Annotated in this window: 28 protein-coding genes; 21 read left to right on the forward strand and 7 right to left on the reverse strand. The window is 60.8% G+C overall.

What is annotated here, in order from left to right; all coding sequences use genetic code 11:
* Positions 1 to 3 precede the first annotated feature (3 nt).
* The 9 genes from EBQ26_RS07210 to EBQ26_RS07245 all read left to right on the forward strand — a co-directional run bounded on the left by EBQ26_RS07210 (position 4) and on the right by EBQ26_RS07245 (position 6,143).
* Positions 4 to 99, forward strand: coding sequence for an integrase core domain-containing protein (locus tag EBQ26_RS07210; RefSeq protein WP_238944160.1), 96 nt, complete (start codon positions 4 to 6; stop codon positions 97 to 99).
* Between the two features lie 3 nt (positions 100 to 102).
* Positions 103 to 723, forward strand: coding sequence for an RHS repeat-associated core domain-containing protein (locus EBQ26_RS12950; protein WP_238944223.1), 621 nt, complete (start codon positions 103 to 105; stop codon positions 721 to 723).
* Positions 681 to 1,088 (forward strand): hypothetical protein, encoded by a 408-nt coding sequence (locus EBQ26_RS12675; RefSeq protein ID WP_147474021.1) that lies wholly within the window; start codon positions 681 to 683, stop codon positions 1,086 to 1,088. Before EBQ26_RS12950 ends, EBQ26_RS12675 begins: the two co-directional genes overlap by 43 nt.
* A 71-nt stretch (positions 1,089 to 1,159) precedes the next feature.
* The gene (locus tag EBQ26_RS07220) at positions 1,160 to 1,990 is read left to right on the forward strand and encodes an RHS repeat domain-containing protein (protein WP_147474022.1); all 831 of its coding nucleotides are present in this window, start codon (positions 1,160 to 1,162) and stop codon (positions 1,988 to 1,990) included.
* Positions 1,991 to 2,019: 29 nt separating this feature from the next.
* A complete protein-coding gene (locus tag EBQ26_RS07225; protein WP_147474023.1) occupies positions 2,020 to 2,361 on the forward strand; it encodes a hypothetical protein in 342 nt (113 codons plus the stop codon).
* Positions 2,362 to 2,388: 27 nt separating this feature from the next.
* Positions 2,389 to 3,180, forward strand: a complete 792-nt coding sequence (locus tag EBQ26_RS07230) for an RHS repeat domain-containing protein (protein ID WP_122238350.1) — start codon at positions 2,389 to 2,391, stop codon at positions 3,178 to 3,180.
* A gap of 363 nt (positions 3,181 to 3,543) precedes the next feature.
* Positions 3,544 to 4,227 (forward strand): RHS repeat-associated core domain-containing protein, encoded by a 684-nt coding sequence (locus tag EBQ26_RS07235; protein ID WP_122238351.1) that lies wholly within the window; start codon positions 3,544 to 3,546, stop codon positions 4,225 to 4,227.
* A 5-nt stretch (positions 4,228 to 4,232) separates the two neighbouring features.
* Positions 4,233 to 4,592, forward strand: coding sequence for a DUF4288 domain-containing protein (locus EBQ26_RS07240; protein WP_122238352.1), 360 nt, complete (start codon positions 4,233 to 4,235; stop codon positions 4,590 to 4,592).
* Positions 4,593 to 4,793: 201 nt separating this feature from the next.
* Entirely contained in the window at positions 4,794 to 6,143 is a 1,350-nt protein-coding gene (locus EBQ26_RS07245; protein WP_122238353.1) for an aspartate aminotransferase family protein, read from the forward strand.
* 175 nt (positions 6,144 to 6,318) lie between these two features.
* Here the strand turns inward: EBQ26_RS07245 and EBQ26_RS07250 are convergent, their stop codons facing one another.
* Positions 6,319 to 7,269 (reverse strand): histone deacetylase family protein, encoded by a 951-nt coding sequence (locus EBQ26_RS07250; RefSeq protein WP_122238354.1) that lies wholly within the window; start codon positions 7,267 to 7,269, stop codon positions 6,319 to 6,321.
* A 177-nt stretch (positions 7,270 to 7,446) separates the two neighbouring features.
* Here EBQ26_RS07250 and EBQ26_RS07255 point away from each other — a divergent pair, with 177 nt between their 5' ends.
* Genes EBQ26_RS07255 through mltB form a run of 4 tightly spaced genes read left to right on the forward strand, consistent with a single transcriptional unit; the run spans position 7,447 to position 12,682 of the window.
* A complete protein-coding gene (locus EBQ26_RS07255; RefSeq protein WP_122238355.1) occupies positions 7,447 to 8,367 on the forward strand; it encodes an AAA family ATPase in 921 nt (306 codons plus the stop codon).
* Between the two features lie 11 nt (positions 8,368 to 8,378).
* Complete coding sequence (locus EBQ26_RS07260; protein WP_124779711.1) at positions 8,379 to 9,410, forward strand: DUF58 domain-containing protein; 1,032 nt, start codon at positions 8,379 to 8,381, stop codon at positions 9,408 to 9,410.
* A 21-nt stretch (positions 9,411 to 9,431) separates the two neighbouring features.
* Positions 9,432 to 11,483, forward strand: a complete 2,052-nt coding sequence (locus EBQ26_RS07265; RefSeq protein ID WP_122238357.1) for a transglutaminase family protein — start codon at positions 9,432 to 9,434, stop codon at positions 11,481 to 11,483.
* Entirely contained in the window at positions 11,480 to 12,682 is a 1,203-nt protein-coding gene (gene mltB, locus EBQ26_RS07270; protein ID WP_122238358.1) for a lytic murein transglycosylase B, read from the forward strand. The genes EBQ26_RS07265 and mltB overlap by 4 nt, the downstream gene beginning before the upstream one ends.
* A 167-nt stretch (positions 12,683 to 12,849) precedes the next feature.
* Here the strand turns inward: mltB and ppa are convergent, their stop codons facing one another.
* The 6 genes from ppa to pyrE all read right to left on the reverse strand — a co-directional run bounded on the left by ppa (position 12,850) and on the right by pyrE (position 18,790).
* Positions 12,850 to 13,377 carry an inorganic diphosphatase gene (ppa, locus tag EBQ26_RS07275; RefSeq protein WP_122238359.1) on the reverse strand — a complete coding sequence of 176 codons (528 nt, stop codon included), beginning with the start codon at positions 13,375 to 13,377 and terminating at the stop codon, positions 12,850 to 12,852.
* A gap of 448 nt (positions 13,378 to 13,825) precedes the next feature.
* A complete protein-coding gene (locus EBQ26_RS07280) occupies positions 13,826 to 14,236 on the reverse strand; it encodes an MliC family protein (RefSeq protein ID WP_122238360.1) in 411 nt (136 codons plus the stop codon).
* Positions 14,237 to 14,450: 214 nt separating this feature from the next.
* A complete protein-coding gene (locus EBQ26_RS07285) occupies positions 14,451 to 15,749 on the reverse strand; it encodes a THUMP domain-containing class I SAM-dependent RNA methyltransferase (RefSeq protein WP_122238361.1) in 1,299 nt (432 codons plus the stop codon).
* A 111-nt stretch (positions 15,750 to 15,860) separates the two neighbouring features.
* Complete coding sequence (gene ffh / locus EBQ26_RS07290; protein ID WP_122238362.1) at positions 15,861 to 17,246, reverse strand: signal recognition particle protein; 1,386 nt, start codon at positions 17,244 to 17,246, stop codon at positions 15,861 to 15,863.
* 123 nt (positions 17,247 to 17,369) lie between these two features.
* Complete coding sequence (locus tag EBQ26_RS07295; protein ID WP_122238363.1) at positions 17,370 to 18,050, reverse strand: DUF4124 domain-containing protein; 681 nt, start codon at positions 18,048 to 18,050, stop codon at positions 17,370 to 17,372.
* Positions 18,047 to 18,790, reverse strand: coding sequence for an orotate phosphoribosyltransferase (gene pyrE, locus EBQ26_RS07300; protein ID WP_122238364.1), 744 nt, complete (start codon positions 18,788 to 18,790; stop codon positions 18,047 to 18,049). The genes EBQ26_RS07295 and pyrE overlap by 4 nt, the downstream gene beginning before the upstream one ends.
* 16 nt (positions 18,791 to 18,806) lie before the next feature.
* On the opposite strand from pyrE, the gene EBQ26_RS07305 reads away from it, so the two are divergent.
* From EBQ26_RS07305 to EBQ26_RS07340, 8 genes are all read left to right on the forward strand, one after another.
* On the forward strand, positions 18,807 to 19,631 hold the full coding sequence (locus tag EBQ26_RS07305; RefSeq protein WP_122238365.1) for an exodeoxyribonuclease III: 825 nt from the start codon (positions 18,807 to 18,809) through the stop codon (positions 19,629 to 19,631).
* A gap of 280 nt (positions 19,632 to 19,911) precedes the next feature.
* Complete coding sequence (gene argG, locus EBQ26_RS07310) at positions 19,912 to 21,258, forward strand: argininosuccinate synthase (RefSeq protein ID WP_122238366.1); 1,347 nt, start codon at positions 19,912 to 19,914, stop codon at positions 21,256 to 21,258.
* 184 nt (positions 21,259 to 21,442) lie between these two features.
* Positions 21,443 to 21,913: a tRNA (uridine(34)/cytosine(34)/5-carboxymethylaminomethyluridine(34)-2'-O)-methyltransferase TrmL gene (trmL, locus tag EBQ26_RS07315; RefSeq protein ID WP_122238468.1), complete on the forward strand. Its 471-nt coding sequence runs from the start codon at positions 21,443 to 21,445 to the stop codon at positions 21,911 to 21,913.
* A 4-nt stretch (positions 21,914 to 21,917) separates the two neighbouring features.
* Complete coding sequence (locus EBQ26_RS07320) at positions 21,918 to 22,679, forward strand: alpha/beta fold hydrolase (RefSeq protein ID WP_122238367.1); 762 nt, start codon at positions 21,918 to 21,920, stop codon at positions 22,677 to 22,679.
* Between the two features lie 222 nt (positions 22,680 to 22,901).
* Positions 22,902 to 23,105 (forward strand): 50S ribosomal protein L35, encoded by a 204-nt coding sequence (gene rpmI, locus EBQ26_RS07325; RefSeq protein ID WP_122238368.1) that lies wholly within the window; start codon positions 22,902 to 22,904, stop codon positions 23,103 to 23,105.
* Between the two features lie 18 nt (positions 23,106 to 23,123).
* On the forward strand, positions 23,124 to 23,480 hold the full coding sequence (rplT, locus tag EBQ26_RS07330) for a 50S ribosomal protein L20 (RefSeq protein ID WP_122238369.1): 357 nt from the start codon (positions 23,124 to 23,126) through the stop codon (positions 23,478 to 23,480).
* A gap of 185 nt (positions 23,481 to 23,665) precedes the next feature.
* Positions 23,666 to 24,721: a phenylalanine--tRNA ligase subunit alpha gene (gene pheS / locus EBQ26_RS07335; protein ID WP_122238370.1), complete on the forward strand. Its 1,056-nt coding sequence runs from the start codon at positions 23,666 to 23,668 to the stop codon at positions 24,719 to 24,721.
* A 22-nt stretch (positions 24,722 to 24,743) separates the two neighbouring features.
* Complete coding sequence (locus EBQ26_RS07340; protein ID WP_147474024.1) at positions 24,744 to 25,391, forward strand: FxLYD domain-containing protein; 648 nt, start codon at positions 24,744 to 24,746, stop codon at positions 25,389 to 25,391.
* Positions 25,392 to 25,397: the final 6 nt, after the last annotated feature.

Genomic DNA, 25,397 nt, shown 5'->3' on the forward strand with positions numbered 1-25,397 from the left:
CGCGTGATCGGCGATTGGATCGGCTTTTACAACCACCAGCGTCCTCACCAGGCGCTGGGCATGAAGACGCCCGCTGAGGCTTATGCTTTAGCGGCCTGACCTGTGCAGGTTCTGCTGGGTCAATACAGCGGCCTGTACGACCCAGACACCGGCCTGACCCGCTTTGGGGCAAGAGACTACGACGCAGAAACTGGGCGATGGACGGCCAAGGATCCCATCTTGTTTGATGGTGGGAATTCCAACCTCTATGGGTATGTTTTGCAGGATCCGGTGAACCTCAAAGATCCCAATGGCCTCATCGCACCCGCCATTGCGATAGGGATTAGAGTTGTCGGGGGCGCTGCTTTTTCCAGTGCAATCCGAAGCATGGCCCGCCAAGCACTAGGCCCGGTGGTCGGCGGCGTAGCCGCGTGTGTGCTTGCGGGCGTATGTACTTTTAATGAAGAAATTGACGTTAGTAATAATGAAATTCCAGAGCGAGGCCTCCCTCCTGAGGGTCTTTATCCACCTATTCCAGAAGGCGAACAATGCCAGCCGGGTGATGCTAGTCGAGAGTCTGAAAAAAATAAGGGCGGCAAGAGCCTTTGGGATAAAAATGGAGGAGAATGGCGATGGTTCCCTGGTGATAAATGGCATAACCCTCATTGGGACTACAATCCTCACGACAGACCAAGCTCTCCTTGGCAAAACGTTCCACACGGCGGATTGCCGCCGAGAAAATAATGATTTTTGCAGCAGTTTTTGAAAAATGGGAAAAATCCCTATTAATAGCAGCCGACAATGCTGGCCTCGATAGCTTAATTGAATTATTAAAAAAAAACAATGAAGCGGAGATTCATTCCTTGAAGGCATTTCTTCCAATGGGCAGCATCAATCTTAAAATAAAAACAAAACAACGAAAAAATATCATCCATATTTCAAGCACCGACTCCCATATATCCTTCTCCCGCAAATCCAGTGAAGATTTCATAAAACATTTGCTACTCGTCCGATATCATAGGGGTGCCTGCCATCATTTTTTTGACGTCAACTGGGACTACTCATTTGCAAGTATGCCAATACTAATTTCCAAGGATGAATATCTTTAGAATTTATTTCTATATGACCCTTCCCCGCCGAATACCAATACCAGCACGACGCCCTGGGCAACCTGCGCCAAGTGCAGCTGCCTGGCGGCCAGCGTATTGATTACGAGATCGATCCTTTGGGCCGCCGTATCGGCAAGCGCAAGGACGGGCAGGTGCAATACCGCCTGCTGTTTCTCGACAAGCTGCACCCGCTGGCCGAGTTCGACCAGCAGGGCAACATTCGCAGCCTGTTCGTGTACGCAGACCGCAGCAATGCCCCTACCCTGATGCTGCGGGGCGGCAAAACCTGGCGTTTGATCGCCGATCATCTGGGCAGCATCCGCCTGGTCATCGACGCCGAGACCGGCCAGATCGGCCAACGCATCGACTACGACGCCTGGGGCCGCGTCACCCACGACAGCCAGCCGGGCTTCCAGCCCTTTGGATTTGCGGGTGACCTGTACGGCCCAGACACCGGCCTGACCCGCTTTTGGGCAAGAGACTACGACGCAGAAACGGGCAGATGGACGGCCAAGGATCCCATTCTGTTCGATGGTGGGGATTCCAACCTCTATGGCTATGTCTTGCAGGATCCGGTGAATGGAGTGGATCCGTTAGGAACAGGTCCATGGGACAAGCTTTACGGTTTGCCAAAAGAATTTTGGCATTGGTTTCATAAATTGGATGGAGGTAAAGAGATGAAAGCGCTAAAGGATCCAAAAACAAAAATGGTTCCAGAAGAAGATGCTCGGGCATACTTTGAAGAATGGAAGCCCATAAATAACAAGCAAAATGGTTTTATTGATATGGATTTTCTTCAAGAGATGATTGAGATGTTTTTGATACCTTGGTTTCTTCAGCCTCGCTCGCTCGCTCGCGTGCTCGACAATGGACTGTCATTTCGACTGGGATCCCTGTACTAATACCTGGGTAGAAAAGAAAGGTGAGTGATATGGATTTAGAAATTTCTCTATCTTGTTTTGGCGAAAATATTGGAAAAACTATTCTTCCGAAGAGTCATGACATTTTTGTAGAAAAAAGCGATCGGCATCTCTCAATGGTTTACAAAAAGAGTCAGGATGTTGACTTGGATGAAATGATGACCGATTTCCTTGATGTGGTGTCAGGCATTGATTTTTCTGCGTTCGATAGTAAATTGTTTAGGGTTGCTTTTTTTGTCTATCCGTCCGATGGTGTTGCATTTTTTTCGACGGAAATTGGTGGACGTGTGATTTCCGTAATTGAGAAGATGGGCGCGGATTTGGAAGTGAGTTTTTATCCTTGTTCCGAATAGTTTGCGTGTGAAAGCAAGGACGGGCAGGTGCAGTACCGCCTGCTGTTTCTCGACAAGCTGCACCCGCTGGCCGAGTTCGACCAGCAGGGCAACATTCGCAGCCTGTTCGTGTACGCAGACCGCAGCAATGCCCCCACCCTGATGCTGCGGGGCGGCAAAACCTGGCGTCTGATCGCCGACCACCTGGGCAGCATCCGCCTGGTCATCGACGCCGAGACCGGCCAGATCGGCCAACGCATCGACTACGACGCCTGGGGCCGCGTCACCCACGACAGCCAGCCGGGCTTCCAGCCCTTTGGGTTTGCGGGCGGCCTGTACGACCCAGACACCGGCCTGACCCGCTTTGGGGCAAGAGACTACGACGCAGAAACGGGCAGATGGACGACCAAGGATCCCATCTTGTTCAACGGCGGCGATACCAACCTCTATGGCTATGTGTTGCAGGATCCGGTGAATTTTGTGGATCCAGAAGGAAAAGAGGTATATGTTTGCGGTCGCCCTGCCGATCTGCCTTTTATATTAGGCATTTTTGATCACGAGTGGATATTAACGGACTCCATTGAGCGAGGAATGGGAACAATCCAAGGAGTAATACCAGCACAAAATGGAGATAGCTCGCTTCCAGGAGTTCAGGTATTTGTAGTTGATCATAAAGAAGAGGCAATCCAGAAAAACTCCAGATGCATTATGCAGCCCAATGTTGACGAAGACTGCGTAAACTCTGCAATGTGGCTTGGGAAGCCCTTGGGAAGGTGGGGCCCAACAAATAATTGCCAGTCATTTGTTAATGAAATAATAAACGGATGCAGAATAAGATGATATATGTTATGTTGATAATAGCGACTGCGGCGATTTTATTTTTTGGGTTTACCGCAATTTTGTATCTAAACAGTTTTCTTGCGCATCTTTGGCTCTATAGTGGCCCACCAGGAGGTGATAAGCAATATTTTTTGAATGTAGCCTTCTTTCATCTTGGGATATTTTTTATTTGTCTTTTTGTAATTTTTATCATTATTTTAAAATCAAGGATAGTCATGAAATCAATAAAACGAAAGGAGTAAATTTGCATGGGGTAGATTGGGTTTTATGACATGAATGCGGTTCAAGAAAGAAAAGCCAACCAGAACCTCCCCGCAAGGGCAAACCCGTTAACAATACGATGCCCAGGGCAACCTGCGCCAAGTGCAGCTGCCTGGCGGCCAGCGTATTGATTACGAGATCGATCCTTTGGGCCGCCGTATCGGCAAGCGCAAGGACGGGCAGGCGCAATACCGCCTGCTGTTTCTCGACAAGCTGCACCCGCTGGCCGAGTTCGACCAGCAGGGCAACATTCGCAGCCTGTTCGTGTACGCAGACCGCAGCAATGCCCCTACCCTGATGCTGCAGGGCGGCAAAACCTGGCGTCTGATCGCCGACCACCTGGGCAGCATCCGCCTGGTCATCGACGCCGAGACCGGCCAGATCGGCCAACGCATCGACTACGACGCCTGGGGCCGCGTCACCCACGACAGCCAGCCGGGCTTCCAGCCCTTTGGATTTGCGGGTGACCTGTACGGCCCAGACACCGGCCTGACCCGCTTTTGGGCAAGAGACTACGACGCAGAAACTGGGCGATGGACGGCCAAGGATCCCATCTTGTTTGATGGTGGGGATTCCAACCTCTATGGCTATGTTTTGCAGGATCCGGTGAATTTTGTGGATCCGGAGGGGCTTTTGACCATTTATGCAGATGGGCAAATCCGTGTATCCGCCTACCCAGGGGAGCCTGCAGGGGGAAGTGAACACGCCAGGAGAGGCGAAGGGAAAAATCATCATATTCATATCTATGATAATCTAAATATGAGTATCTTTGATACTTTTAAATAAAAATCATGAAATCAAAAAATATCGAACAATCATCAATAAAACCAGACCAAAACTATTACAGTGCATCCATTTTTTTCCGTTCCTCCATCAATGGCGACTCCGATAACTCCAACATTTGGGAGGAGCAAATCGTATTGCTGCAAGCTGCCTCTGAGGAGCAGGCACTCAAGCTGGCTGAGCGCTATGCTGTGGAGCAAGAATCTTCATATAAAAATGTTGAAGGCCATACCGTTGCGTGGGCGTTTTTCACCATTGAAAGACTGATTCGCATAGATGATTTCAACTTTTCCGGGGTGACAGAGGTTTTCTCCAGATTTCTCAAGTACGGTGAAGTGCAAAGCCTGCTTCAGCCTTTTGATGACTGATGAAGACTGATACCCATCCACCTCAGCAGATTTACCCCAACCTGTCTTGGCATTTGCAGAATGCCAACCGAATGACTGGCGCAATATGCATCGAAGCATTCTCAAAATCCGCCAGTCACCAGCCTGCATGGACAGCGTGTTGCACGCCCTAGAATGCGCAGGCGTCAAACATCCCAAAACCACTTGATGGAGACATGCCTCATGAACTTCCCCGCCTTCCAACCTGCCGGCCTGAGCCAGGCGCTGAATCTGCGCGCGCACTGGATGCCTTTCAGCGCCAACCGCGCGTTCCAGAAAGACCCGCGCATCATCGTGCGCGCCGAGGGCAATTGGTTGTACGACCAAGAGGGCCGCAAGATTTACGACAGCCTCTCGAGCCTGTGGACTTGCGGCGCGGGGCATTGCCGGGCGGAAATCCAGCAGGCCGTGGCGGCGCAGTTGAGCACGCTGGATTACTCGCCCGCGTTCCAATATGCGCATCCGCTGTCCTTCCAACTGGCCGAAAAGATGACGGCCCTGCTGCCGGGCACGCTTGGCCATGTGTTCTTCACCGATTCGGGTTCGGAGTCGGCCGATACGGCGCTCAAGATGGCGCGCGCCTACTGGCGTCTCAAGGGCCAGCCCGCCAAGACCAAGCTGATTGGCCGCGCGCGCGGCTACCACGGCGTGAACGTGGGCGGCACCAGCTTGGGCGGCATCGGCGCCAACCGCAAGATGTTCGGGCAGTTGATGGATGTCGATCACCTGCCGCACACGCTGCAAGCCGATTGCGCCTTCTCGCGCGGCATGCCCGCCACGGGCGGCGTGGCGCTGGCCAATGAGCTGCTCAAGCTCATCGAGCTGCACGACGCCTCCAACATCGCCGCCGTGATCGTCGAGCCGATGGCTGGCTCTGCGGGCGTGATCGTGCCGCCCGAGGGCTATTTGCAGCGCCTGCGCGAGATTTGCGATCAGCACGGCATCTTGTTGATCTTCGATGAAGTCATCACCGGCTTTGGCCGCATGGGCAAGTACAGCGGCGCGGAGTTTTTCGGCGTGACGCCCGACATCATGACGGTGGCCAAGCAAGTGACCAACGGCGCCGTGCCGCTGGGGGCGGTGGTGGCCACCAGCGAGATTTACGACACTTTCATGAACCAGCAAGCGCCCCTGCACGCGGTGGAGTTCGGCCACGGCTATACCTACTCGGCCCACCCGGTGGCCTGCGCGGCGGGCCTGGCGGCGCTGGATGTGCTCGAGCGCGAGCAGTTGGTGCCGCGCGTGGCCGAGCTGGCGCCGCACTTCGAGCAGGCCCTGCACGCGCTGCGCGGCAGCAGCGCCCATGTGCTGGACATCCGCAATTGCGGCTTGGCGGGCGCCATCCAGCTCGCTCCGCGCGAGGGCGACGCCATCGTGCGCCCTTACGAGGCGGGCCTGGCGCTGTGGAAAAAGGGCTTTTACGTGCGCTTTGGCGGCGACACGCTGCAATTTGGCCCGCCGTTTACCACCACGCCCGCCGAGCTGGACAGCCTGTTCGACGCCGTGGGACAAACCCTGCGCGAGCTGGCCTGATCGCCAATTGCAAATCAAGAGAAAATACAAAAATGCCTTATGGCTTGATGGACGTGCCATAAGGCCTTTTGAAAATAAAGTTTGATATGGAAAACCGGCATCCTTTCAAAGGATGCCGGTTTTTTTTACGGGCTTTTCACGCAACTGCCGCCGTGCAGCGGCTTTGCACAGACTCCTACAGCCCGGCCAGCACGCGAATGTGCGACTCCACGCAACGCGCCAGCACTTCGGGGATGTAGCCGCCCTCCAGGCTGGAGACGATGCGGCCTTTGCTGTGGCGTTCGGCCACTTCCACCACTTTTTGCGTGATCCAGGCGTAATCGTTTTCGTTGAGCATCATCTGGCCCATGTCGTCGTCGCGGTGGGCGTCAAAGCCTGCGCTGATGAAGATCATTTCAGGAGCGAAGGCCTCCAGGCGCGGCATCCAGATCATGTCGATCATCTCGCGCACGTCCACGCCCTTGGTGTACGCGGGCACGGGGATGTTGAGCATGTTTTCGCCTTTGGCCGTCTCGCCGCTGTAGGGGAAGAAGGGGTGCTGGAAGAAGCTGACCATCAGCGCCTTGGGCTCTTTGTGCAGGATGTCTTCCGTGCCGTTGCCGTGGTGCACGTCGAAGTCCACCACCGCCACGCGCTGGAGCTGGTGGCGGTGCAGCGCGTACATGGCCCCCACGGCCACGTTGTTGAAAAAGCAAAACGCCATGGCTTTATCGCGCTCGGCGTGGTGGCCGGGCGGGCGCACGGCGCAAAAGGCGTTTTGCAAATCGCCCGCGATGACGCGGTCGGTCGCATCAATCACCGCCCCGGCGGCGCGCAGCGCGGCGTTCCAGGTGTGGGGGCTGAGCATGGTGTCGGGATCGATCTGGGAGTAGCCGTCGCCGCCCGCGCGCAGCTCTTCCTGCATCAGCACATCCAGGCCCAGCAGCGAGGCGATGTGAATGCGGCTGTGCGCCAGCTCCAGGTCGTACACCGAGGCTTTGGGCGCATCAAAGCGCTGGAGCATGTCCATCACGCCGCTGATGAGTAGCCGATCCTCGATGGCGTCCAGCCGCTGCGGGCATTCGGGGTGGATCGGGCCCATTTCGTGCAGCCAGCAATCTCTGTGGGTGAAATATCCTGTAGCCATGTTGTTTGCCTCTTATGGTTTACCATCAGCTCGGCTGATACGAGCGCTTACTTTTTCATACGCTGTCATACACGCAGCAGCCTCCAAGCTCTGGCCCCCCAAGGTTAAACGCAATGCGCCGCCTCGTTTGGCAACCGCCCCCCGGGGGAACCCCTACTTCCAGGCCATTTTTATTCCATGTCGCTACACACCCAGATTGATGCGGTTTTGCATCAGCTCAACCAGCTCATCGTCGGCAAATCCCCTCAAATTCTCGATTGCGTCACCTGCCTGCTCGCAGGCGGGCACTTGCTGATTGAAGACGTGCCCGGCGTGGGCAAAACCACCCTGGCGCACGGCCTGGCCCACACCTTTGGCTTGCAATTTGCGCGCGTGCAGTTCACGGCGGATTTGATGCCCAGTGATTTGACGGGCGTATCCGTGTACGACCGGGGGCAGGAGGGGTTTGTGTTCCACCCCGGGCCGGTGTTTTCGCAAATTTTGCTGGCCGACGAAATCAACCGCGCCAGCCCAAAATCGCAAAGCGCGCTGCTGGAGGCGATGGAGGAGCAGCAAGTCTCCGCCGAAGGCGTTACGCGCGCGCTGCCGCAACCGTTTTTCGTCATCGCCACGCAAAATCCGCGCGAGCAATTGGGCACTTATCCGCTGCCAGAGTCGCAGTTGGACCGTTTTTTGATGCGCGTCTCCCTGGGCTACCCCGATCGCGCGGCCGAGCGCCAATTGCTGGCCTCCAACGGCCACCGCCAGCAGGTGCCGCATTTGGCTGCGCAAATGAACGCCGACGATGTGCTGCGCGCCCAGCAGGCCGTGCTGGCCGTGCACGCCGCCCCGGCCCTGCTGGACTATGTGCTGGACTTGATCGAGGCCAGCCGCTCAGGCCAGTGGTTTGTGCAGGGCCTTAGCCCGCGCGCGGCCATTGCGCTGGTGCGCGTGGCCAAGGCGCGAGCCTTGATCCTGGGACGCGACCACATCGCTCCCGAAGACGTGCAGGACACCATTGTGCAAACCATTGCCCACCGCCTGGTGCCATTGGCGCAATCGGGCCGCAGCGCCAGCGAGCAAGTGCGCAGCATGGTGCAAGCCGTGCCGCTGCGGTGAGCGGCCCCGCCATGACAGCCCCCAACCCTGCCCTGGCCCACGCCGCCGCGCCTGCCACGGCCGGCCCCAGCGCCAATTTGCGCACCCGCCTGCACCGCTGGATCACCCAGCGCCTGCCCCGCACCAACCATTGGGTGCTGACGCAGCGCAACCTGTATGTGCTGCCCAGCGGCGCGGGCTGGATGCTCGGCGCCACCAGCGCCTTGCTGCTCATCGCCGCCATCAATTACCAGATCAACCTGGGCTTTTTGTTCGCCTTCATGCTCGCAGGCGTGACTTTTGTCAGCGTGCTCATGGCCCACGGCAACCTGCGCGGCTTGCAATGGCGCGCGCAAGAGCCTGCGCCCGTGTTCGCACACCAGGCTGCCAGCCTGCCCGTGTTCGTGCAGCACACAGGGGGAAAAAAACGCTTTGCCATCGGCTTGCGGTTTCTGGACGGGCACAGCGCCCACACTGCCCCCAGCCTGCTGCTGGACGTGCCGCCGGGCGAAGCCTCGGGCCACGCCCTCACCCTGCCCGCATTGCCACGTGGCCTGCACGCCAGCCCGCCTATTGCCATCGAAACGCGCTTCCCCATGGGCGCATTTCGCGTCTGGTCGATCTGGCGGCCTGCTGTCTCGCTGCTGGTCTATCCCGCGCCCGAAAGCAACGCGCCTGCGCTGCCGCAAAGCCAGGCCGCAGGCGCGGCGGGCCTGGCGGCCACGCGCTCGCCCTCGTTCGAGATGGAGGGCTTTCGCAGCTACCAGCGGGGCGACCCGATCAAATCCATCCTCTGGAAAAAAACCGCCACCGCCCTGGCCACCGGCTCGGGCGACTGGGTGCGGCGCGACCACACCCAACTGGGCGCTACCGAGCTGTGGCTGGACCACGCCAGTACCGGCCTGCACCACCCCGAAGCCGTGCTCTCGCGCCTGTGCGCCTGGGTCATCCAGGCCGATGCGCTGGGCCTGAGCTATGGCCTGCGCCTACCCCAAACACAGATCGAGCCGGGCCAGGGCGCTGCCCACAAACACCAATGTTTGCGGGCGCTGGCCTTGAGCTGACCCGCCACCCGAGCGCACGCCATGACTTTTTTTTCCGCCTGGGCCGCACGCCTGCCGCGCGAAACGCGCGACAGCCTGTTTCTGCTGCTCATCCTCAGCGCCCTGGCCCTGCAAATGGCGCGCGCCTTGCCGCTATGGGCGGGCGGCTTCGCGCTGGCCTTGCTGGCCTGGCGTACCACGTTGGCCTGGCGCGCCAAGCCTTTGCCCAAACGCTGGTTGCGCATCAGCTTGCTGGCCCTGTCGCTGGGCGGCGTGCTGTTTGAGCTCATCAGCCAGGCCTCCGTCTCCGGCGCGGCGCTGACATTTCTGCTCACGCTGCTAGCGCTCAAAACGCTGGAAATGCACACCCAACGCGACTCGATGGTGCTGTTTTTTCTGGCGTTTTTCTGCATCGTCACCAACTTCCTGTTCAACCAGAGCCTGCCGGTCGCCCTGCTGATGGTGCTGCTGTTCTGGGGGCTGCTGACGGCGCTGGTCAACGCCCACAAACCCGTGGGCAAGCCCCCGTTGAAAGAATCGGCCTTCACAGCCGTGAAGCTGCTGCTCATCGGCCTGCCGCTGATTGCCACGCTGTATGCCCTGTTCCCGCGCTTTCCTCCGCTGTGGGGCATCCCCAACGCGCCCGGCCAGGGCCAGACCGGCCTGTCCGATTCGATGGAAGTCGGCGCCATCAGCCAACTGGCGCAAAACCGCGACGTGGCCCTGCGGGTGGAATTCGCCCCCGGCAGCCCCATCCCCGCCCAATCGCAAATGTATTTCCGTGGCCCCGTGCTCGGCCACCTGCAAGGGCGCCACTGGCGCGCCTTCGACCCGCTGCCCGTCCAATCCGACGCCCCTGCGGGCAGCGCCTACAACCCGCAAGAGCGCCAAGGCCCCGCCGTGCGCTATACCACCGTGCTGGAGCCACACCGCCTGCGCTGGCTGCTGCCGCTGGAGCTGGGTGCAGGCGAGGGGCAAAACGACGGCATCGACCAGCCCCGCAGCATGCTCTCGCAAGAGTTGGTCTGGAGCAGCTATCGCCCGCTGCAATCGGCCACGCGCTACCAGGGCATCAGCTACCCGCAAAGCCGCCAGGGCCGCCACATGCGGGCGCAAGAGCTGGCCCGCTACCTGCGCCTGCCCGGTGGCGACAACCCCCGAACCCGCGCCTGGGCGCAAGAGCTGCGCACGCAATTTGCCCACCTGCCCAAGCCCGAGGCCGACCGTGCCCTCATCGGGTACACCCTGAAATGGCTGCGCGAGCAGGAGTTTCACTACACCTTGCGGCCGCCCCTGTACGGCGAACACACCGCCGACGAATTCTGGTTCACCCACCGGCGCGGCTTTTGCGAGCACATCGCCTCCGCCTACGCCATCCTCATGCGCGCGGCGGACATCCCCGCGCGCATCGTCACCGGCTACCAGGGCGGCGAAGCCAACCCCGTCAATGGCGTGTGGACGGTGCGCCAATCCGATGCCCACGCCTGGGTCGAACTCTGGCTGCCCGGGCACGGCTGGCAGCGCATCGACCCCACCGGCGCCATCGCCCCCGAGCGCATCGAACTCGCCCAAAGCCAAGTACCCGAAGGCAACGACGTGCGCGCCGCCGCCTTTGGCGCAGGCTGGAGCTGGATGATGCGCCTGAGCGCCCTGCAAGACGCCATCGACTACCGCTGGACGCAATGGGTCATCAACTACGACCAAAAAAGCCAACAATCGCTACTGGAAAGCCTGGGCCTGCGCCGCCTGAACTGGCAGCAAATCGCCCTCACCGCCGTCGGCCTGACCCTGGCCACCGGCCTGACCTACCTCATCTGGCCCCTGCTGCGCCAGCGTCGGCGCGACCCCTGGCTCCATCTGCTGGCGCAAACGCGCAGCAAACTCGCCGCCGCCGGGCTGGAGCTGCCCGAGCACACCCCGCCCGCCCGCATGGCCCAGGCCTGCGAACAATTTTTCGGCCCCGGCGCCACCGATCTAGCACAATGGCTGCAAGACATGCACACACTGCGCTACGCGCGCCAAGCGCCCCTGACCCTGCCCGAACTGGCCCGCCGTTGGCGCCGCCTGAGCTGGCCTCAACACCCACATTCATGACGCTCCATCTGCGGCCTGGCGCCGCCCTTCCCCCAGCCCTGCGCCCCTTGCCCCAACGCTGGCACAAACTGGCTTGCACGCGCGCCGCCGCGCTGCTCTGCGGCCTATGCGCCATCCTCACCAACCCCACGCAGGCCCAAACAACGGCCCAGGCAACACCCCCGGTAGCGGCCTCCGACCTGCCCCCCGCGCCCATCCGCAGCCAACCAGCCGCGCAACAAGACTGGAGCGCCCAAATCAACACCTTTGCCAGCGCGCTCGCCGCCGACATCCCCGCCGAATGGGCTGGCCACGTGCTCGGCCAAGCCCGCCACAACGCACGCGTGAAACGGCTGATGACCCCGGCCCAAAAGCGCAACAGCCCCACCGTGCGCGATTGGCGCGCCTACCGCCAACGCCTCATCACCGCCGCGCGCATCGAAGCTGGATTGCAATTTTGGCAACGGCACGAGCGCGCCCTGCGCGACGTACAAGCGCGCACCGGCGTGCCCGCACACGTCATCGTCGGCATCATCGGCATCGAAACCACCTACGGCCAGAACACGGGCAGCATCCGCGTGCTCGACGCCCTGGCTACCCTCGCCTTTGACTACCCCCAGCAACACCCCCGCGCGCTGGAGCGAGCGCAGTTCTTCCGCAAAGAACTGGAGCAATTCCTGCGCCTGTGCCTGGCCAACGGGCTCGATCCGCTCAACGCCACCGGCAGCTTTGCCGGCGCCCTTGGCATCCCCCAATTCATGCCATCGAGCTGGCTGCTCTACGGCGCAGACGGTGACGGCGACCAGCGCGTCAACCTCATCGACAGCCCTGAAGACGCCATCGCCTCCGTGGCCAACTACCTGTTGGCCCACGGCTGGAAAAGCCAGCAACCGGCCTACTTCGAAATCGCCCTCAACGCCAGCGCCGAGCAAATGGCCCAGCTCCTGGCGCCCGACATCCTGCCCACCTTCGACGCCGCCGCCCTGCGCGCCCTGGGCGTGCAACTGCTCCCCGAAGGCCAGCAATACTTCGGGCAAATGGCCTTGATCGAACTGCAAAACGGCAACCGCCCCGCGCACTACGTTGCGGGCACGGAAAACTTCTACGCCGTTACCCGCTACAACCAATCGAGCTACTACGCCCTGGCCGTGCTGCAACTGGGCGAAGCCGTGCTGCAACAACGCACGCAACGGCAGGGTGACGACTCAATGGTGCCCTGAGAGCCTGCTTCAAGGCTTACCTTGCAGTACACCAAAACTTCAAATCAAAAGAAAAGAAAAATGCCTATTTCGACAATGAAATAGGCATCTCAAGTTTTTATTGAATTGGAATTCAAAAAATCATAAGCCAGCCCGGCAAGCTCTGCCCGCCCAGCCAGCCTTGGGCATCACTTCTTCACATTCGCAATGCCGTCGGCAATCTCTTTGTGCGCCTCTTCAATGCCGACCCAGCCCAGCACCTTGACCCACTTGCCCTTTTCCAAATCCTTGTAATGCTCAAAGAAGTGGGAAATGGCGTTGAGCGTGCCTTCGTTCACGTCGGCAATGGTTTTCATGTGGGCGTAAGCGGGCAGGATTTTTTCCGTCGGCACGGCCAGCACCTTGGCATCCACGCCGCTTTCATCCTCCATGCGCAGCATGCCCAGCGCGCGGCAAGGCACGACCACGCCAGGCTGCAAGGCATAAGGCGTGAGCACCAGCACATCCACCGGGTCGCCATCGCCCGAAAGCGTTTGCGGCACATAGCCGTAATTGGCCGGGTAAAACATCGCCGTGTTGATGAAACGGTCCACAAAAATCGCGCCCGTTTCCTTGTCCACCTCGTACTTGATGGGATCGGCGTTTTGAGGGATCTCGATGATGACGTTAAACACCTCTGGCGCTTTGCTGCCAGGAGAAACATTGCTCAGGGACATACGGATTCAATCGCTTGATGAACAGGAGAAAACACAAAGGCCCGCCGGGGCTTCTGCAGCTTACATTAATTTCCAAAACAAAAGAAAGCATGACATTTGAATATCATGCCGAAACAAGGCTGTTTTCATTCCTTTTGATCTAAAAATCAAACCATGCAAGGCACACCCATGCACCGGCGCGCCGGGGCTGCATTCTAGAGCGTGTTATGTCCGTCACTTGGCCTCTGCCAGGCCTGACCCCTTTTTGCCTTTGGGCGCATGCTCTGCAAATCGTGTCTTCCAGCCGCTTCCCGCCCAATCGCACACAACGCGCAAAAAAGCCATATGCCATATAAAAAAAAGCAGCGCATTCAAAGCGCTGCTTTTTCATCTAAAACCTGTAGCGACGCTATTTGAAAATTCAAATCCAACAGCCACCACAAGCCGATTTTTTAAAAATCGTCAAAGCTCACTGAGCTTGGCAAGAGGTTTCCACCATATTGCCATAAGGGTCTGCAAAGTTCAGCATGCCCATTTTGCCTTTTTGATGCCATTCAGCGCCGCGACCAAATAAACCCGTCTTGCCCACATAGCGCTCACCCGAACCGGAAACAGCAGCGGTCAGCATCGCTTTCTTGTCGTCGAGCTTCAGCTCCACTTGATCGGGATTGAGGTAACGAATCTGTACTGTCAAACCATTCTGGCAAGAAAAGCGCATTTCCTGTGCCATTTGGGCAGGCGCCGGAGCAACATGTTGTTGGCTGGTTGCAGCAGGGGCTACCGTTGCGGAGCGCGCCTGGCTGGGGGGCGTGGGGTTGCTCATGCATGCGCTCAAACCAACGGCCAAAGCAACGGGCAGCATCAATTTGGAAAATGTCATTTTTAACTCCTTTTCAAAAAGCCACCCAATAAGTCCGGGTGTTGGACTGCATTCTAGACGCAGCAATCGGCTTTTTACTTTGGTTTTTTAATTCCCATATGCGCATAGCCCATAACCAATGATTGCAAAAGAGCCAATTTGTAACTTTGCATTTTTTCAAAAATCCCCAATCCCGTATTAACGCATGCCGCATAGCGCAGGTTTTAGAGCCTGCTTAGAGCGTGGTTTCAGCGCGGCCTTGCACGTCGAAGCGGAACAGGCGGCAATCAATGGGGCCGTTGTGCATGGGTACGCGGCGCGTTTCCTTCAGGCGCAGCTTGCCGGGCAGTTTCATGTCGGGGGTGAGCAGCCAGGCCACCCAGCCCGCGTAGTGGCTTTTCCAGTGCGCGGCCAGTTGCTGGAAGAAGGCCGCGCCGTCGTCGCCATCGGCAAACTCGCGGGCGCTGCGGGCGGAAAAGCCTGCGCTGTGGCGCTGCTGCCAGTTGCGCCCGGCTTGCCCGGCCGCGCCAATGCGCGTGCCGTAGGGCGGGTTGAGCAGCATCACGCCCGGGCGGGGGCAAGGGGGCATGCGCTGCAAGGCGTCGCCGCCGCGCAGTTGCAGGGCGTGGGCCACGCCTGCGCGCGCGGCGTTGCGCTGGGCAAAATCGACCATGCGGTGGGCAATATCGCTGCCGAAAACGGGGGCGCTGGGCGGGTGCTCTTGCGCTTTTGCCTGCTCTTTCAGGCGCTGCCAGGCGGCGGGCTGGAAGGGCTGGAGTTTTTCAAACGCAAAGCGCCGCTGTCCGCCAGGGGCGATGCCGCAGGCGATTTGGGCGGCTTCGATGACGATGGTGCCGCTGCCGCAGCAGGGGTCGTACAGCGGCACGCCCTCGGCGGGATTCCAACCACAGGCGGCGAGCATGGTGGCGGCCAGCGTTTCCTTGAGCGGGGCGTCGCCTTTGTCTTCACGCCAGCCGCGTTTGAACAGCGCCTGGCCGCTGGTGTCCAGCGCCAGGCTGGCGTGGGTGGCGTCCAGATGCAGGTGCAGGCGCACGTCGGGGCGCTGGGTGTCCACGCTGGGGCGCTGGCCGCATTGGGCGCGGAAGCGATCGGCTACGGCGTCTTTCACGCGCAAGGCAGCGAAGTTCAGGCTTTTCAGCGGGCTTTTGTGCGCGGTGGCTTCGACTTTGATGGTCTGCGCGGGGGAGAACCATTGCTCCCACGGCACGGCTTGCGCCAGCGCATAGAGATCGTCCTCATGGCGGTAAGGGGCGCTGGCCAGGGTCAGCAGCACGCGCTGGGCCAGGCGGCTGTGCAGGTTCAGGCGCATCACGCCGTCCATCCAGACGCCGAGGTCGGCGCCCTGCCCCGGCCATTGCACCCGCACGCCGCCGCGCTGGGCCTCGATGACGGGCTGGGCGGCGGCATCCACGCCCAGCGTGGCGGCCCAGATGCGCTGCACTTCGTCAGCCAACCACGGCTCGGCTTGCGCAGCGCAGGGCAAAAAGAGGGAGAGGGGCTGGGCAGCGGGCATGGCGCAAAGATTTTTTACAAATCAAGAGAAAGAAAACACGCCTGTTTCGGCATGGTATGCATTACATTCAATTAACTATTGATTGAAAACATGAAGAAGGGCAGGCAGCGCTCAAAACGGCATTTTGGGAAAGCCACCGCCGCCGCCCAACAGCGATTTGGCGCCTGCGAGCTTGCGCATCATCTTCATCATGCCGCTGCCTTTCATCTTTTTCATCACGCCTTGCATTTGGTCGAATTCCTTGAGCAGGCGGTTGACTTCCTGCACTTGCACGCCCGCGCCTGCGGCGATGCGTTTTTTGCGCTGGGCTTTGATGAGCTCGGGGCGGCGGCGCTCCTGGGGCGTCATGCTGCAAATGATGCCTTCCTTGCGGCGCACGTCGCGCTCGACGCGATCCATATCGACTTGGCCGGCTTTTTCCGCCAGCTCGCCGGGCAGCTTTTCCATCAGGGACGAGAGGCCGCCCATTTGCTTCATCTGGCGCAGTTGCATCAGAAAGTCGTTGAGGTCAAAGCTCTCGCCGCTTTTGACTTTTTCCGCCAGCTTTTGCGCCGCCTGCATGTCCACGCCAGCGGAGACTTGCTCCACCAGCGCCACGATGTCGCCCATGCCGAGGATGCGCCCGGCGTGGCGCTCGGCGTCGAAGACTTCGATGCCGTCGATCTTCTCACTCACGCCCGCGAACTTGATGGGCGCGCCGGTGATGTGCTTGACCGACAGCGCCGCACCACCGCGCGAGTCGCCATCGAGCTTGGTCAGCACGATGCCCGTCAGCGGCAGCGCTTCGCTAAAGGCTTTGGCGGTGTTGATGGCGTCCTGGCCCTGCATGGCGTCCACCACGAACAGGGTTTCGGCCGGGTCGAGCGCGGCGTGCAGGCTTTTGATTTCTTCCATTAGCACTTCGTCGATGGCCAGACGCCCGGCGGTATCGACGATGAGCACATCGAAGTAATGCTTTTTCGCGTAATCGAGCGCGGCGCGGGCAATCTCCAGCGGCTTTTGCTCGGGCGTGCTGGGAAACCACTCCGCCCCGGCCTGGGCGGTGACGGTTTTGAGCTGCTCAATGGCCGCCGGGCGATAGACGTCGCCCGAGACGGTGAGCACCTTTTTCTTGAACTTCTCGCGCAGCAGGCGGGCAATCTTGGCGGTGGTGGTGGTTTTGCCCGCGCCCTGCAAGCCCGCCATGAGGATGATGGCCGGCGGCTGCACATTCAGGCGCAGCTGCGCCTGCCCTTCGCCCATGGTGGCGGCCAGCTCTTTGTTGACGATGCCCACCAGCGCCTGGCCGGGCTTGAGCGAGCCGACAACTTCCTGCCCCAGGGCTTTTTCCTTGACGCGGGCGATGAAGTCGCGCACCACGGGCAAGGCCACGTCCGCTTCGAGCAAGGCCATGCGCACCTCGCGCAGCATGTCCTGCACATTGGCCTCGGTAATGCGGGCCTGGCCGCGCATTTCCTTGACCAGCCGCGAAAGTTTGTCGCTCAGTGTGGATGCCATGATGGGATAACGGTAAGTGGGGGGTGGTTGAAAAAAGCGCCGCGCCAACGGGCGCGGCAGGCAAGGGCAGTTTCCGGGCGTTGGCGCAGGCAGGCTCAGGCTTTGCAGACTCTGAACAGGCTCTCAGCGCGCCCACAGGCGTTGAAGCTCGGCCAATTCAACGTCGAATTGTTCATCGATGCGTTTTTCCTCTCCCCTCTTGCCGGCGATGAAGCGCTCTTGCTCCTCGATGTTTTGCTGGTTGGCCTGTATGTTGCGCCGCAGCATGGGCGGCGCTTTACTGATGTCGTTCTGGTAAAACTCCAGCTCGTTTGCCAGGCGGACTTTGTCTTCTTGCAATTGCTCCAACTGCAATTGCGCGCCAGCAATCACCGCGCGCACGTTTTCCTTGGCCTTTTCGCGGGCCACACCGTGCGCCTTCTCGTCGGGATAACGCATCAGCAAAATGCGCTCGCGCTGCTGAGCGTCGCGCAGGCGCTTCAGCTCAGCTTGGCGCTGCTGCTCTTTTTGCGCCATCTCGCGCCGTTCCTCCGCCGTATAGCTGGGCGCACGCGTGCCACTTTGGTGGCCGGTGACGCCATCCAGAATGCGCTGCTCGCGGTCGTTGCAGGCGGGGATGGGGCGATCGGAGGTCAGCGTGCGGCCATGCGCATCCACGCAGGTGTAAATGCGGGCGCGCTGGTCAGAGGCCTGGGCCGTCTGCACCACTGTTTGAGCTGCCGTCAAAGCCAGGCAGCAAGCCCAGGCCGCCATAGGCAGGGCGCCAGCGCCACAGCGGCGCGCGCGTTCGGGAGACTTTGTCATTGGCAACCTTTCGAATACACACCGTAGCGCTGGCGATACGCCTGCACCTTGCCGTAATACGCCTGCAAATCCTGGGCCGCAGGCATGGCCGCCGCAGCGTCGCTGCCCAAAAACGCCAGGATATCCTCCAACGTGGCCACGGCGCATACCTGCAAGCCCAACTGATTTTGCACGTGTTGCACGGCGCTGTAGGGCACATCCTGGCCGTTTTCGGTGGCCATCTCCTGGCGATCCAGCGCAATGGCCAGCGCGTGCACCTTGGCGCCCGTGCCTTCGATGATGCGCATGGCCTCGCGCACGGCAGTGCCGGCGGAGATCACATCGTCAACGATCAGCACGCGGCCTTGCAGCGGCGCGCCCACCAGCGTGCCGCCTTCGCCGTGGTCTTTGGCCTCTTTGCGGTTGTAGGCGTAGGGCACGTTGCGGCCCAGGCGCGCCAGCTCCATCGCCACGGCGGCGGCGAGCACGATGCCCTTGTAGGCCGGGCCAAACACCATGTCGAACTCGATGCCGCTGCGCACAATGGCGTTTGCATAAAATTGCGCCAGCCGCAACAGCCGCCGCCCATCGTTGAACAACCCCGCGTTGAAAAAATAAGGGCTTGACCGCCCCGCCTTGGTGGTGAACTCGCCAAAGCGCAGCACCCCGCTCTCGATGGCAAAACGCACAAAGTCCTGCGCTTGTGCGCCCGTTTCGCCGCCCTGCTGCGCGGCCGCGCTGGCTGTTTGCAAATTGCCCATTCCCACACTTTCCTTCATGACCCAAAAACGCTTTCAGCTTGTGAGTTTCAACGCCAACGGCATTCGTTCCGCCGTCAACAAGGGGCTGCTGCCCTGGCTGGAAAAAACCCAGCCCGATTGTATGTGCGTGCAGGAGCTCAAGGCCCAGCAAGCCGAGCTGGACAAGGCCGAGCTGACCCAACTGGCCGGGTTGCAAGGCTATTTTCATTTGGCGCAAAAAAAGGGCTACTCCGGCGTGGCCGTCTATACCCGCCACACGCCCAGCGATGTGGTGTACGGCTGGGATGGCGGCGAGTTCGATGCCGAAGGCCGTTGCGTGGAGCTGCGCTTTGACACGCCCGCGCGGCGGCTGTCCATCATCAGCGCGTACTTTCCCAGCGGCTCCTCGGGCGAGGATCGCCAGGCGGCCAAATACCGCTTTCTGGACGGCATTTACCCCTATCTCAACGCCTTGCAGCAGCAGCGTGAATTCATCCTTTGCGGCGATATCAACATCGCCCACCAGGCCATCGACCTGAAAAACTGGCGCAGCAACCAGAAAAACAGCGGCTTTTTGCCCGAAGAGCGCGCCTGGATGACCAAGCTGCTCAGCGACGCCAGCGAAGGCCGCCGCCCGCTGGTGGACGTGTACCGCCGCTTGCGCCCCGACGCCACCGACGCCTGCTACACCTGGTGGAGCAACCGCGGCCAGGCCCGCGCCAACAACGTGGGCTGGCGGCTCGATTACCACCTGGCCACGCCCGCCCTGGCCGAGCTGGCGCGCACCGAGCACATCTACACGGCCGAGCGCTTCTCCGACCACGCACCCTTGACCATTGGCTACGACTTGGCGCTGGCCTGAACGCCTGATGTGCGCCTGCTGCGCGCCTGATGAGCGCCCGAGCAACGCCAAACAAGCCTCTGCGCCAGCGACATCGCGCATGCACCACACTTTATTTCCAATTCAAAGAAATAAAAATAACCCCATTTCGGCAGCATGCCATTCAAATCATTTTTTCAATGATATGAAAAAAGGCGCAAACCGCCACATCCCCGCAAGCGGCCCCTGCGCCGCACGTTCTACGCTCTAGAATCGCCCGCCTTCGAGTTCTTTTTTTGCCGCTTTTTCGCGCACACCCTCCATGTCCAACACCATCTTGCAATCCATTCCTGCCGGCCAAAAGGTCGGCATTGCTTTTTCCGGCGGCCTCGACACCAGCGCCGCGCTACTGTGGATGAAGCAAAAAGGCGCCTTCCCCTACGCCTACACCGCCAACCTGGGCCAGCCCGATGAATCCGACTACGAGGCCATCCCCAAAAAGGCCATGCAGTACGGCGCCGAAAAAGCGCGCCTGATCGACTGCCGCAAGCAGCTCGTGCACGAGGGCATCGCCGCCATCCAGACCGGGGCCTTCCACATCAGCACCGGCGGCATCACCTACTTCAACACCACGCCACTGGGCCGCGCCGTCACCGGCACCATGCTGGTGGCCGCGATGCAGGAGGACGACGTCAACATCTGGGGCGATGGCTCGACCTTCAAAGGCAACGACATCGAGCGCTTTTACCGCTACGGCCTGCTGACCAACCCGCGCCTGAAGATCTACAAGCCCTGGCTGGATCAGCGCTTCATCGACGAGCTGGGCGGGCGCAAGGAGATGAGCGAATTCCTCATCGCCAATGGCTTCGACTACAAGATGTCCACCGAGAAGGCCTACAGCACCGACTCCAACCTGCTGGGCGCCACGCACGAGGCCAAGGATCTGGAGTTCCTCAACACCGGCATCCGCATCGTGCAGCCCATCATGGGCGTGGCCTTCTGGCGCCCGGAGGTGGAGGTCAAGGCCGAAGAAGTCAGCATCCGCTTCGAGGAAGGCGTGCCCGTGGCGCTGAACGGCAAGACCTTCGAGAACAGCGTGGAGCTGATGCTCGAAGCCAACCGCATCGGCGGTCGCCACGGCCTGGGCATGAGCGACCAGATCGAAAACCGCATCATCGAAGCCAAGAGCCGCGGCATCTACGAAGCCCCCGGCATGGCGCTGCTGCACATCGCCTATGAGCGTCTGGTCACCGGCATCCACAACGAGGACACCATCGAGCAATACCGCATCAACGGCCTGCGCCTGGGCCGCCTGCTCTACCAGGGCCGCTGGTTCGATCCGCAAGCCATCATGCTGCGCGAAACCGCCGAGCGCTGGGTAGCGCGCGCCGTCACCGGCGAGGTCACGCTGGAGCTGCGCCGTGGCAACGACTACTCCATCCTCAACACCGAAAGCCCCAACCTGACCTACGCGCCCGAGCGCCTGTCGATGGAAAAGGTCGAGGACGCGCCCTTCAGCCCCGCCGATCGCATCGGCCAGCTCACCATGCGCAATCTGGACATCGTGGACACCCGCGCCAAACTGGGCATTTACTCCAAAACCGGCCTGCTCTCGCACAGCCAGGACGCCGTGCCGCTGCTGGAACGCAGCGCCAAGGCTGACAAGTAAGCCCCAAGCAAGCCCCAAACCAGCCACGCCACGGCGGCGCAACCCGCGCCGCCGTGGCGTGGCAAGAAATAATCAATCAAAGGCAAATAAACTTGCATGTTTCGGCATGATGAGCAATAAACTCAATTTCCTTTGATTTGCAAACCATGCAGCATTGCGCGACACCATGCCGCGCCCCTGCCCCATGTTTGAAATCGTCCTCGTCCACCCGGAAATCCCGCCCAACACCGGCAACATCATCCGGCTCACCGCCAACACCGGTTGCCGCCTGCACCTGATCGAGCCGCTGGGCTTTTCCATGGACGACCGCCACATGCGCCGCGCCGGGCTGGACTACCACGAATACGCCCCCGTACAGCGCCACGCCAGTTGGGAAGCCTTCCTGCACAGCCAACGCCCCGACACCGCACGCATGTTCGCCCTCACCACCCGCGGCAGCCGCAACCTGTTCGAGCTGCGCTTTCAGCCCGGCGACTGGCTCGTCTTCGGCAGCGAAACCAGCGGCCTGCCCGCCGCGCTGCGCGAAACCTTCCCCCCCGCCCAGCGCCTGCGCCTGCCCATGCGCGCCGGCCAGCGCAGCCTCAACCTCTCCAACGCCGTGGCCGTCACCGTCTTCGAAGGCTGGCGGCAAAACGGTTTTGCGGGCACGTCGTAAACCCATGTCCGCCACAGGAAATGCCGCTGCCAGCCACACCGCCACTGATACTGGCGCACGACCGCTGCTCATCCTGCTGCATGGCACACGCCTGAACGGCGCACAGTGGCATGCCTACGGCCCGCTCTTGCACGACATCGCCGAGGTGCTGGCGCCCGACCTGCCCGGCCACGGCCTGCGCGCAGCCGACACCTTCTCTCTGGCACTCGCCACACAACAAATAGACGAGCTGATCACTCAGGCCGGCCCGCGCCCTGTGCTGCTGGGTGGCCATTCGCTGGGCGGCTATGTCGCCATGAGCTACGCCCAGCAACACCCGCAACGTCTGGCCGGCCTGGCACTAATGGGCTGTGCGGCCGAGCCACGCGGCGCAGGCGCCTGGATGTACCGGCAGCTGGCGCGCCTGTGGGAAGCTGCCGGCCCCACTGGCATGGCGCGCCTGGATGCGCTGTGGCTGGGCCGCGTGGCCCACGCGCCCACCTGGGCTGCAGTGCGCGCCCGCGGCGGCAGCTTCGAGCAAATCCGCACAGCCTGGGGCGAAGTCATGCGCCACTGCGGCGCACACCAACTGCGGCAAGTGGCCTGCCCTATCCTGCTGCTGGGCGGCAGCTGGGATCAGTTGCACATTCACGCCAGGCGCTTTGCCACCGCCGCGCCACAAGCTCACATCGTGACCAAACCGCATCGCAACCATTTATGGCCGCTGACGCACCCACAGGAGGTTGCCGCCGAGCTGCGCCACTGGTTGCAGTACGCCCTGACCTGAGGCCATACACCAACGAGGCACGGCTGAGCTTGCTCATGAGTCACTTGCAGCCAGCGCAAGCCCTGCTCTTGCGCGTATAATCCGCCGTTTCGCCTTGGCTTAGCTGGGGCGGAAAACACAAGCGCATGCAGGCCCAACGATCGAAAGGGCCGATGTTTTGCCTCTAGGCAAAGCCCGGCACGCCTGGCAAGCGCAATCTCAAACAGTCACAGGACATCAACCATGCCCAAAATGAAGACCAAGAGCAGCGCGAAAAAGCGTTTTCGCGTTCGCCCAGGTGGCACCGTCAAACGCGGCCAAGCGTTCAAGCGCCACATCCTCACCAAAAAGAGCACCAAGAACAAACGCCAACTGCGCGGCGTCGCCAACGTGCATGAAACCAACCTCGGCCACATGGCGCAAATGCTGCCATTTGCGGGTCTGTAATCAGAAGGAGTCACGCACATGCCTCGCGTCAAACGTGGTGTCACGGCACATGCTCGTCACAAGAAAATCCTGAAACTGGCCAAAGGCTTCCGCGGCCGCCGCGGCAACGTCTTCCGCGTTGCCAAGCAAGCGGTGATGAAGGCAGGCCAATACGCCTACCGCGATCGCCGCACCAAAAAGCGCGTATTCCGCCAACTGTGGATTGCGCGTATCAACGCCGCTTCGCGCGAATTGGGCCTGACCTACAGCCAGTTCACCAACGGCTTGAAAAAGGCCCAGATCGAAATCGATCGCAAGATGCTTGCCGATCTGGCCGTGCATGACAAAGCCGCTTTTGGCAGCCTGGTTGCCCAGGCGAAAGCAAAGCTGGCGTAATTCGGAAAACGGGCGGCGCGCATGCCGCCCCTGAACTTGCACCGCAAGGCTGGGCTTCGCGAATCTGCATGCAGATTCCTGGGCGCCAGCCTTTTTTCATGGCGCACGCCATGCGTGTCCGTATCTGAAACGCAACACCCAAAGCGGCATATCCGCATGATGAGGATGAACCCATGAGCACTGCAATGAGCGCCGACTTGCAAGCCCTGGTCGAGCAGGCCCAGGCTCAGTTTGCGCAGAGCGACACCCCCGCTGCCCTGGAAGACGCCAAAGCGCGTTTCCTGGGCAAAAGCGGCCAGATCACCGCGCTGATGAAAGGCCTGAGCCAGCTCAGCGTGGAGGAGAAAAAAACCCAGGGCGCAGCCATCAACCAGGCCAAGCAGGCCATCGAAGCGGCGCTGAACGCGCGCCGCCAGGCCCTGGCCGATGCCGAGTTGCAGCGCCAGTTGCAGGCCGAGCGCCTGGATGTGAGCCTGCCCGGCCGCCGCCGCGAAGCAGGCGGCCTGCACCCCGTGACCCTGGCCTGGGAGCGCATCGAGCAAATCTTCGGCTCCATGGGCTTTGACGTGGCCGATGGCCCGGAAATCGAAAACGACTGGTTCAACTTCACCGCGCTGGGCAACCCGCCCAACCACCCGGCGCGCTCCATGCAGGACACCTTCTACGTGGACATGCAGGGCGAGGACGGCCAGCCCTACTGCCTGCGCACCCACACCAGCCCGATGCAAATCCGCTACGCCACGGCCCATGCGCGCAAGCATGCGGCCGCCCTGGCGCGCGGCGAGGTGCAGGAAGTGCGCGTCATCGCCCCCGGGCGTACCTACCGCGTGGACAACGACGCCACGCACTCGCCCATGTTCCACCAGGTCGAGGGCCTGTGGCTGGGCGAGAACGTCAGCTTCAAGGACTTGAAGGCTACCTACCTGAACTTCTGCCGCGCCTTCTTCGAGGCCGATGACCTGGTGCTGCGCTTTCGCCCCAGCTACTTCCCCTTCACCGAGCCCAGCGCCGAGATCGACATCCAGTTCCAAAGCGGCCCGTTGGCGGGCAAGTGGCTGGAAGTCTCCGGCTCCGGCCAGGTGCACCCGCAAGTGGTGCGCAACATGGGGCTGGATCCGGAGCGCTTCATCGGCTTTGCCTTCGGCTCGGGCATCGACCGCCTGGCCATGTTGCGCTACGGTGTGAACGACTTGCGGCTGTTCTTTGACGGCGATGTGCGCTTTTTGCAGCAGTTCCGCTGACCCCATCTGCCGGATCGACCGCATGAAACGCCCTGCCCTGTTCACTGCCACCCTGGCTTTGACAATGGCGCTTGCAGGTGCAACAGCCAGCGCCGCCGCGCCCGGCTACGACACCGTGCGCCTGAGCGACATCGATTTCAGCTACAACGCGCCCGCCGAAGGCAAAGCCTGCTGCGGCACGCTGACTGTGCTGGGCAAGGCCACCAACACCAGTGATCAAGCGCTGGAAGATCCCACGTTCGAGGTGCAATTCTTCGATGCCCAGGGCAAGCTCATTGATGCTTTCAGCGAGTCCACCTACGGACTCAACCTGCCGCCCGGCCAAGACATGATGGTGCGCCTGAGCGACCGCGCCCGTCACGAAGCCGGGCGCTACGCCAGCGCCCAAATCCGCCTGATTTCGGGTGCATTCACCGAAGCCGGCAGCGGCCCGCAAGCTCCGGCGTTTGCGCAAACCATCTGGATGCGGCTGCTGCTCAATTGGGGCCCCATGCTGCTGCTCATCGGCGTCTGGCTGTGGCTGATGCGGCGCTCCAACAGCTTGTGCTATTCCAGAGATCTGCTGGCCTCGGTGCAAGAACAAAACCAATTGCTGGCGCGCCAAGTGGCCGCCCTCGAACGCCTTGCCGACCATGCGCCCGCGCGCGATGCGCGCAGCGCCCAAACCTAAAGCACA

The sequence above is a fragment of the Allofranklinella schreckenbergeri genome, assembly GCF_003703475.1.
Lineage (GTDB): Bacteria > Pseudomonadota > Gammaproteobacteria > Burkholderiales > Burkholderiaceae_C > Lampropedia > Lampropedia schreckenbergeri.

What these genes read in the sequence shown, in the direction of transcription:
- EBQ26_RS07225 (WP_147474023.1), top strand. Translation starts at nt 2,020, where the DNA reads ATGGATTTAGAAATTTCTCTATCTTGTTTTGGCGAAAATATTGGAAAA.
- EBQ26_RS07245 (WP_122238353.1), top strand. Translation starts at nt 4,794, where the DNA reads ATGAACTTCCCCGCCTTCCAACCTGCCGGCCTGAGCCAGGCGCTGAAT.
- mltB (WP_122238358.1), top strand. Translation starts at nt 11,480, where the DNA reads ATGACGCTCCATCTGCGGCCTGGCGCCGCCCTTCCCCCAGCCCTGCGC.
- trmL (WP_122238468.1), top strand. Translation starts at nt 21,443, where the DNA reads ATGTTTGAAATCGTCCTCGTCCACCCGGAAATCCCGCCCAACACCGGC.
- EBQ26_RS07265 (WP_122238357.1), top strand. Translation starts at nt 9,432, where the DNA reads ATGACTTTTTTTTCCGCCTGGGCCGCACGCCTGCCGCGCGAAACGCGC.
- ffh (WP_122238362.1), bottom strand. Translation starts at nt 17,246, where the DNA reads ATGGCATCCACACTGAGCGACAAACTTTCGCGGCTGGTCAAGGAAATG.
- pyrE (WP_122238364.1), bottom strand. Translation starts at nt 18,790, where the DNA reads ATGGGCAATTTGCAAACAGCCAGCGCGGCCGCGCAGCAGGGCGGCGAA.
- EBQ26_RS07305 (WP_122238365.1), top strand. Translation starts at nt 18,807, where the DNA reads ATGACCCAAAAACGCTTTCAGCTTGTGAGTTTCAACGCCAACGGCATT.
- EBQ26_RS07250 (WP_122238354.1), bottom strand. Translation starts at nt 7,269, where the DNA reads ATGGCTACAGGATATTTCACCCACAGAGATTGCTGGCTGCACGAAATG.
- rpmI (WP_122238368.1), top strand. Translation starts at nt 22,902, where the DNA reads ATGCCCAAAATGAAGACCAAGAGCAGCGCGAAAAAGCGTTTTCGCGTT.
- pheS (WP_122238370.1), top strand. Translation starts at nt 23,666, where the DNA reads ATGAGCGCCGACTTGCAAGCCCTGGTCGAGCAGGCCCAGGCTCAGTTT.
- EBQ26_RS07285 (WP_122238361.1), bottom strand. Translation starts at nt 15,749, where the DNA reads ATGCCCGCTGCCCAGCCCCTCTCCCTCTTTTTGCCCTGCGCTGCGCAA.
- rplT (WP_122238369.1), top strand. Translation starts at nt 23,124, where the DNA reads ATGCCTCGCGTCAAACGTGGTGTCACGGCACATGCTCGTCACAAGAAA.
- EBQ26_RS07320 (WP_122238367.1), top strand. Translation starts at nt 21,918, where the DNA reads ATGTCCGCCACAGGAAATGCCGCTGCCAGCCACACCGCCACTGATACT.
- ppa (WP_122238359.1), bottom strand. Translation starts at nt 13,377, where the DNA reads ATGTCCCTGAGCAATGTTTCTCCTGGCAGCAAAGCGCCAGAGGTGTTT.
- EBQ26_RS07255 (WP_122238355.1), top strand. Translation starts at nt 7,447, where the DNA reads ATGTCGCTACACACCCAGATTGATGCGGTTTTGCATCAGCTCAACCAG.
- EBQ26_RS07280 (WP_122238360.1), bottom strand. Translation starts at nt 14,236, where the DNA reads ATGACATTTTCCAAATTGATGCTGCCCGTTGCTTTGGCCGTTGGTTTG.
- EBQ26_RS07340 (WP_147474024.1), top strand. Translation starts at nt 24,744, where the DNA reads ATGAAACGCCCTGCCCTGTTCACTGCCACCCTGGCTTTGACAATGGCG.
- argG (WP_122238366.1), top strand. Translation starts at nt 19,912, where the DNA reads ATGTCCAACACCATCTTGCAATCCATTCCTGCCGGCCAAAAGGTCGGC.
- EBQ26_RS07295 (WP_122238363.1), bottom strand. Translation starts at nt 18,050, where the DNA reads ATGACAAAGTCTCCCGAACGCGCGCGCCGCTGTGGCGCTGGCGCCCTG.
- EBQ26_RS07240 (WP_122238352.1), top strand. Translation starts at nt 4,233, where the DNA reads ATGAAATCAAAAAATATCGAACAATCATCAATAAAACCAGACCAAAAC.
- EBQ26_RS07260 (WP_124779711.1), top strand. Translation starts at nt 8,379, where the DNA reads ATGACAGCCCCCAACCCTGCCCTGGCCCACGCCGCCGCGCCTGCCACG.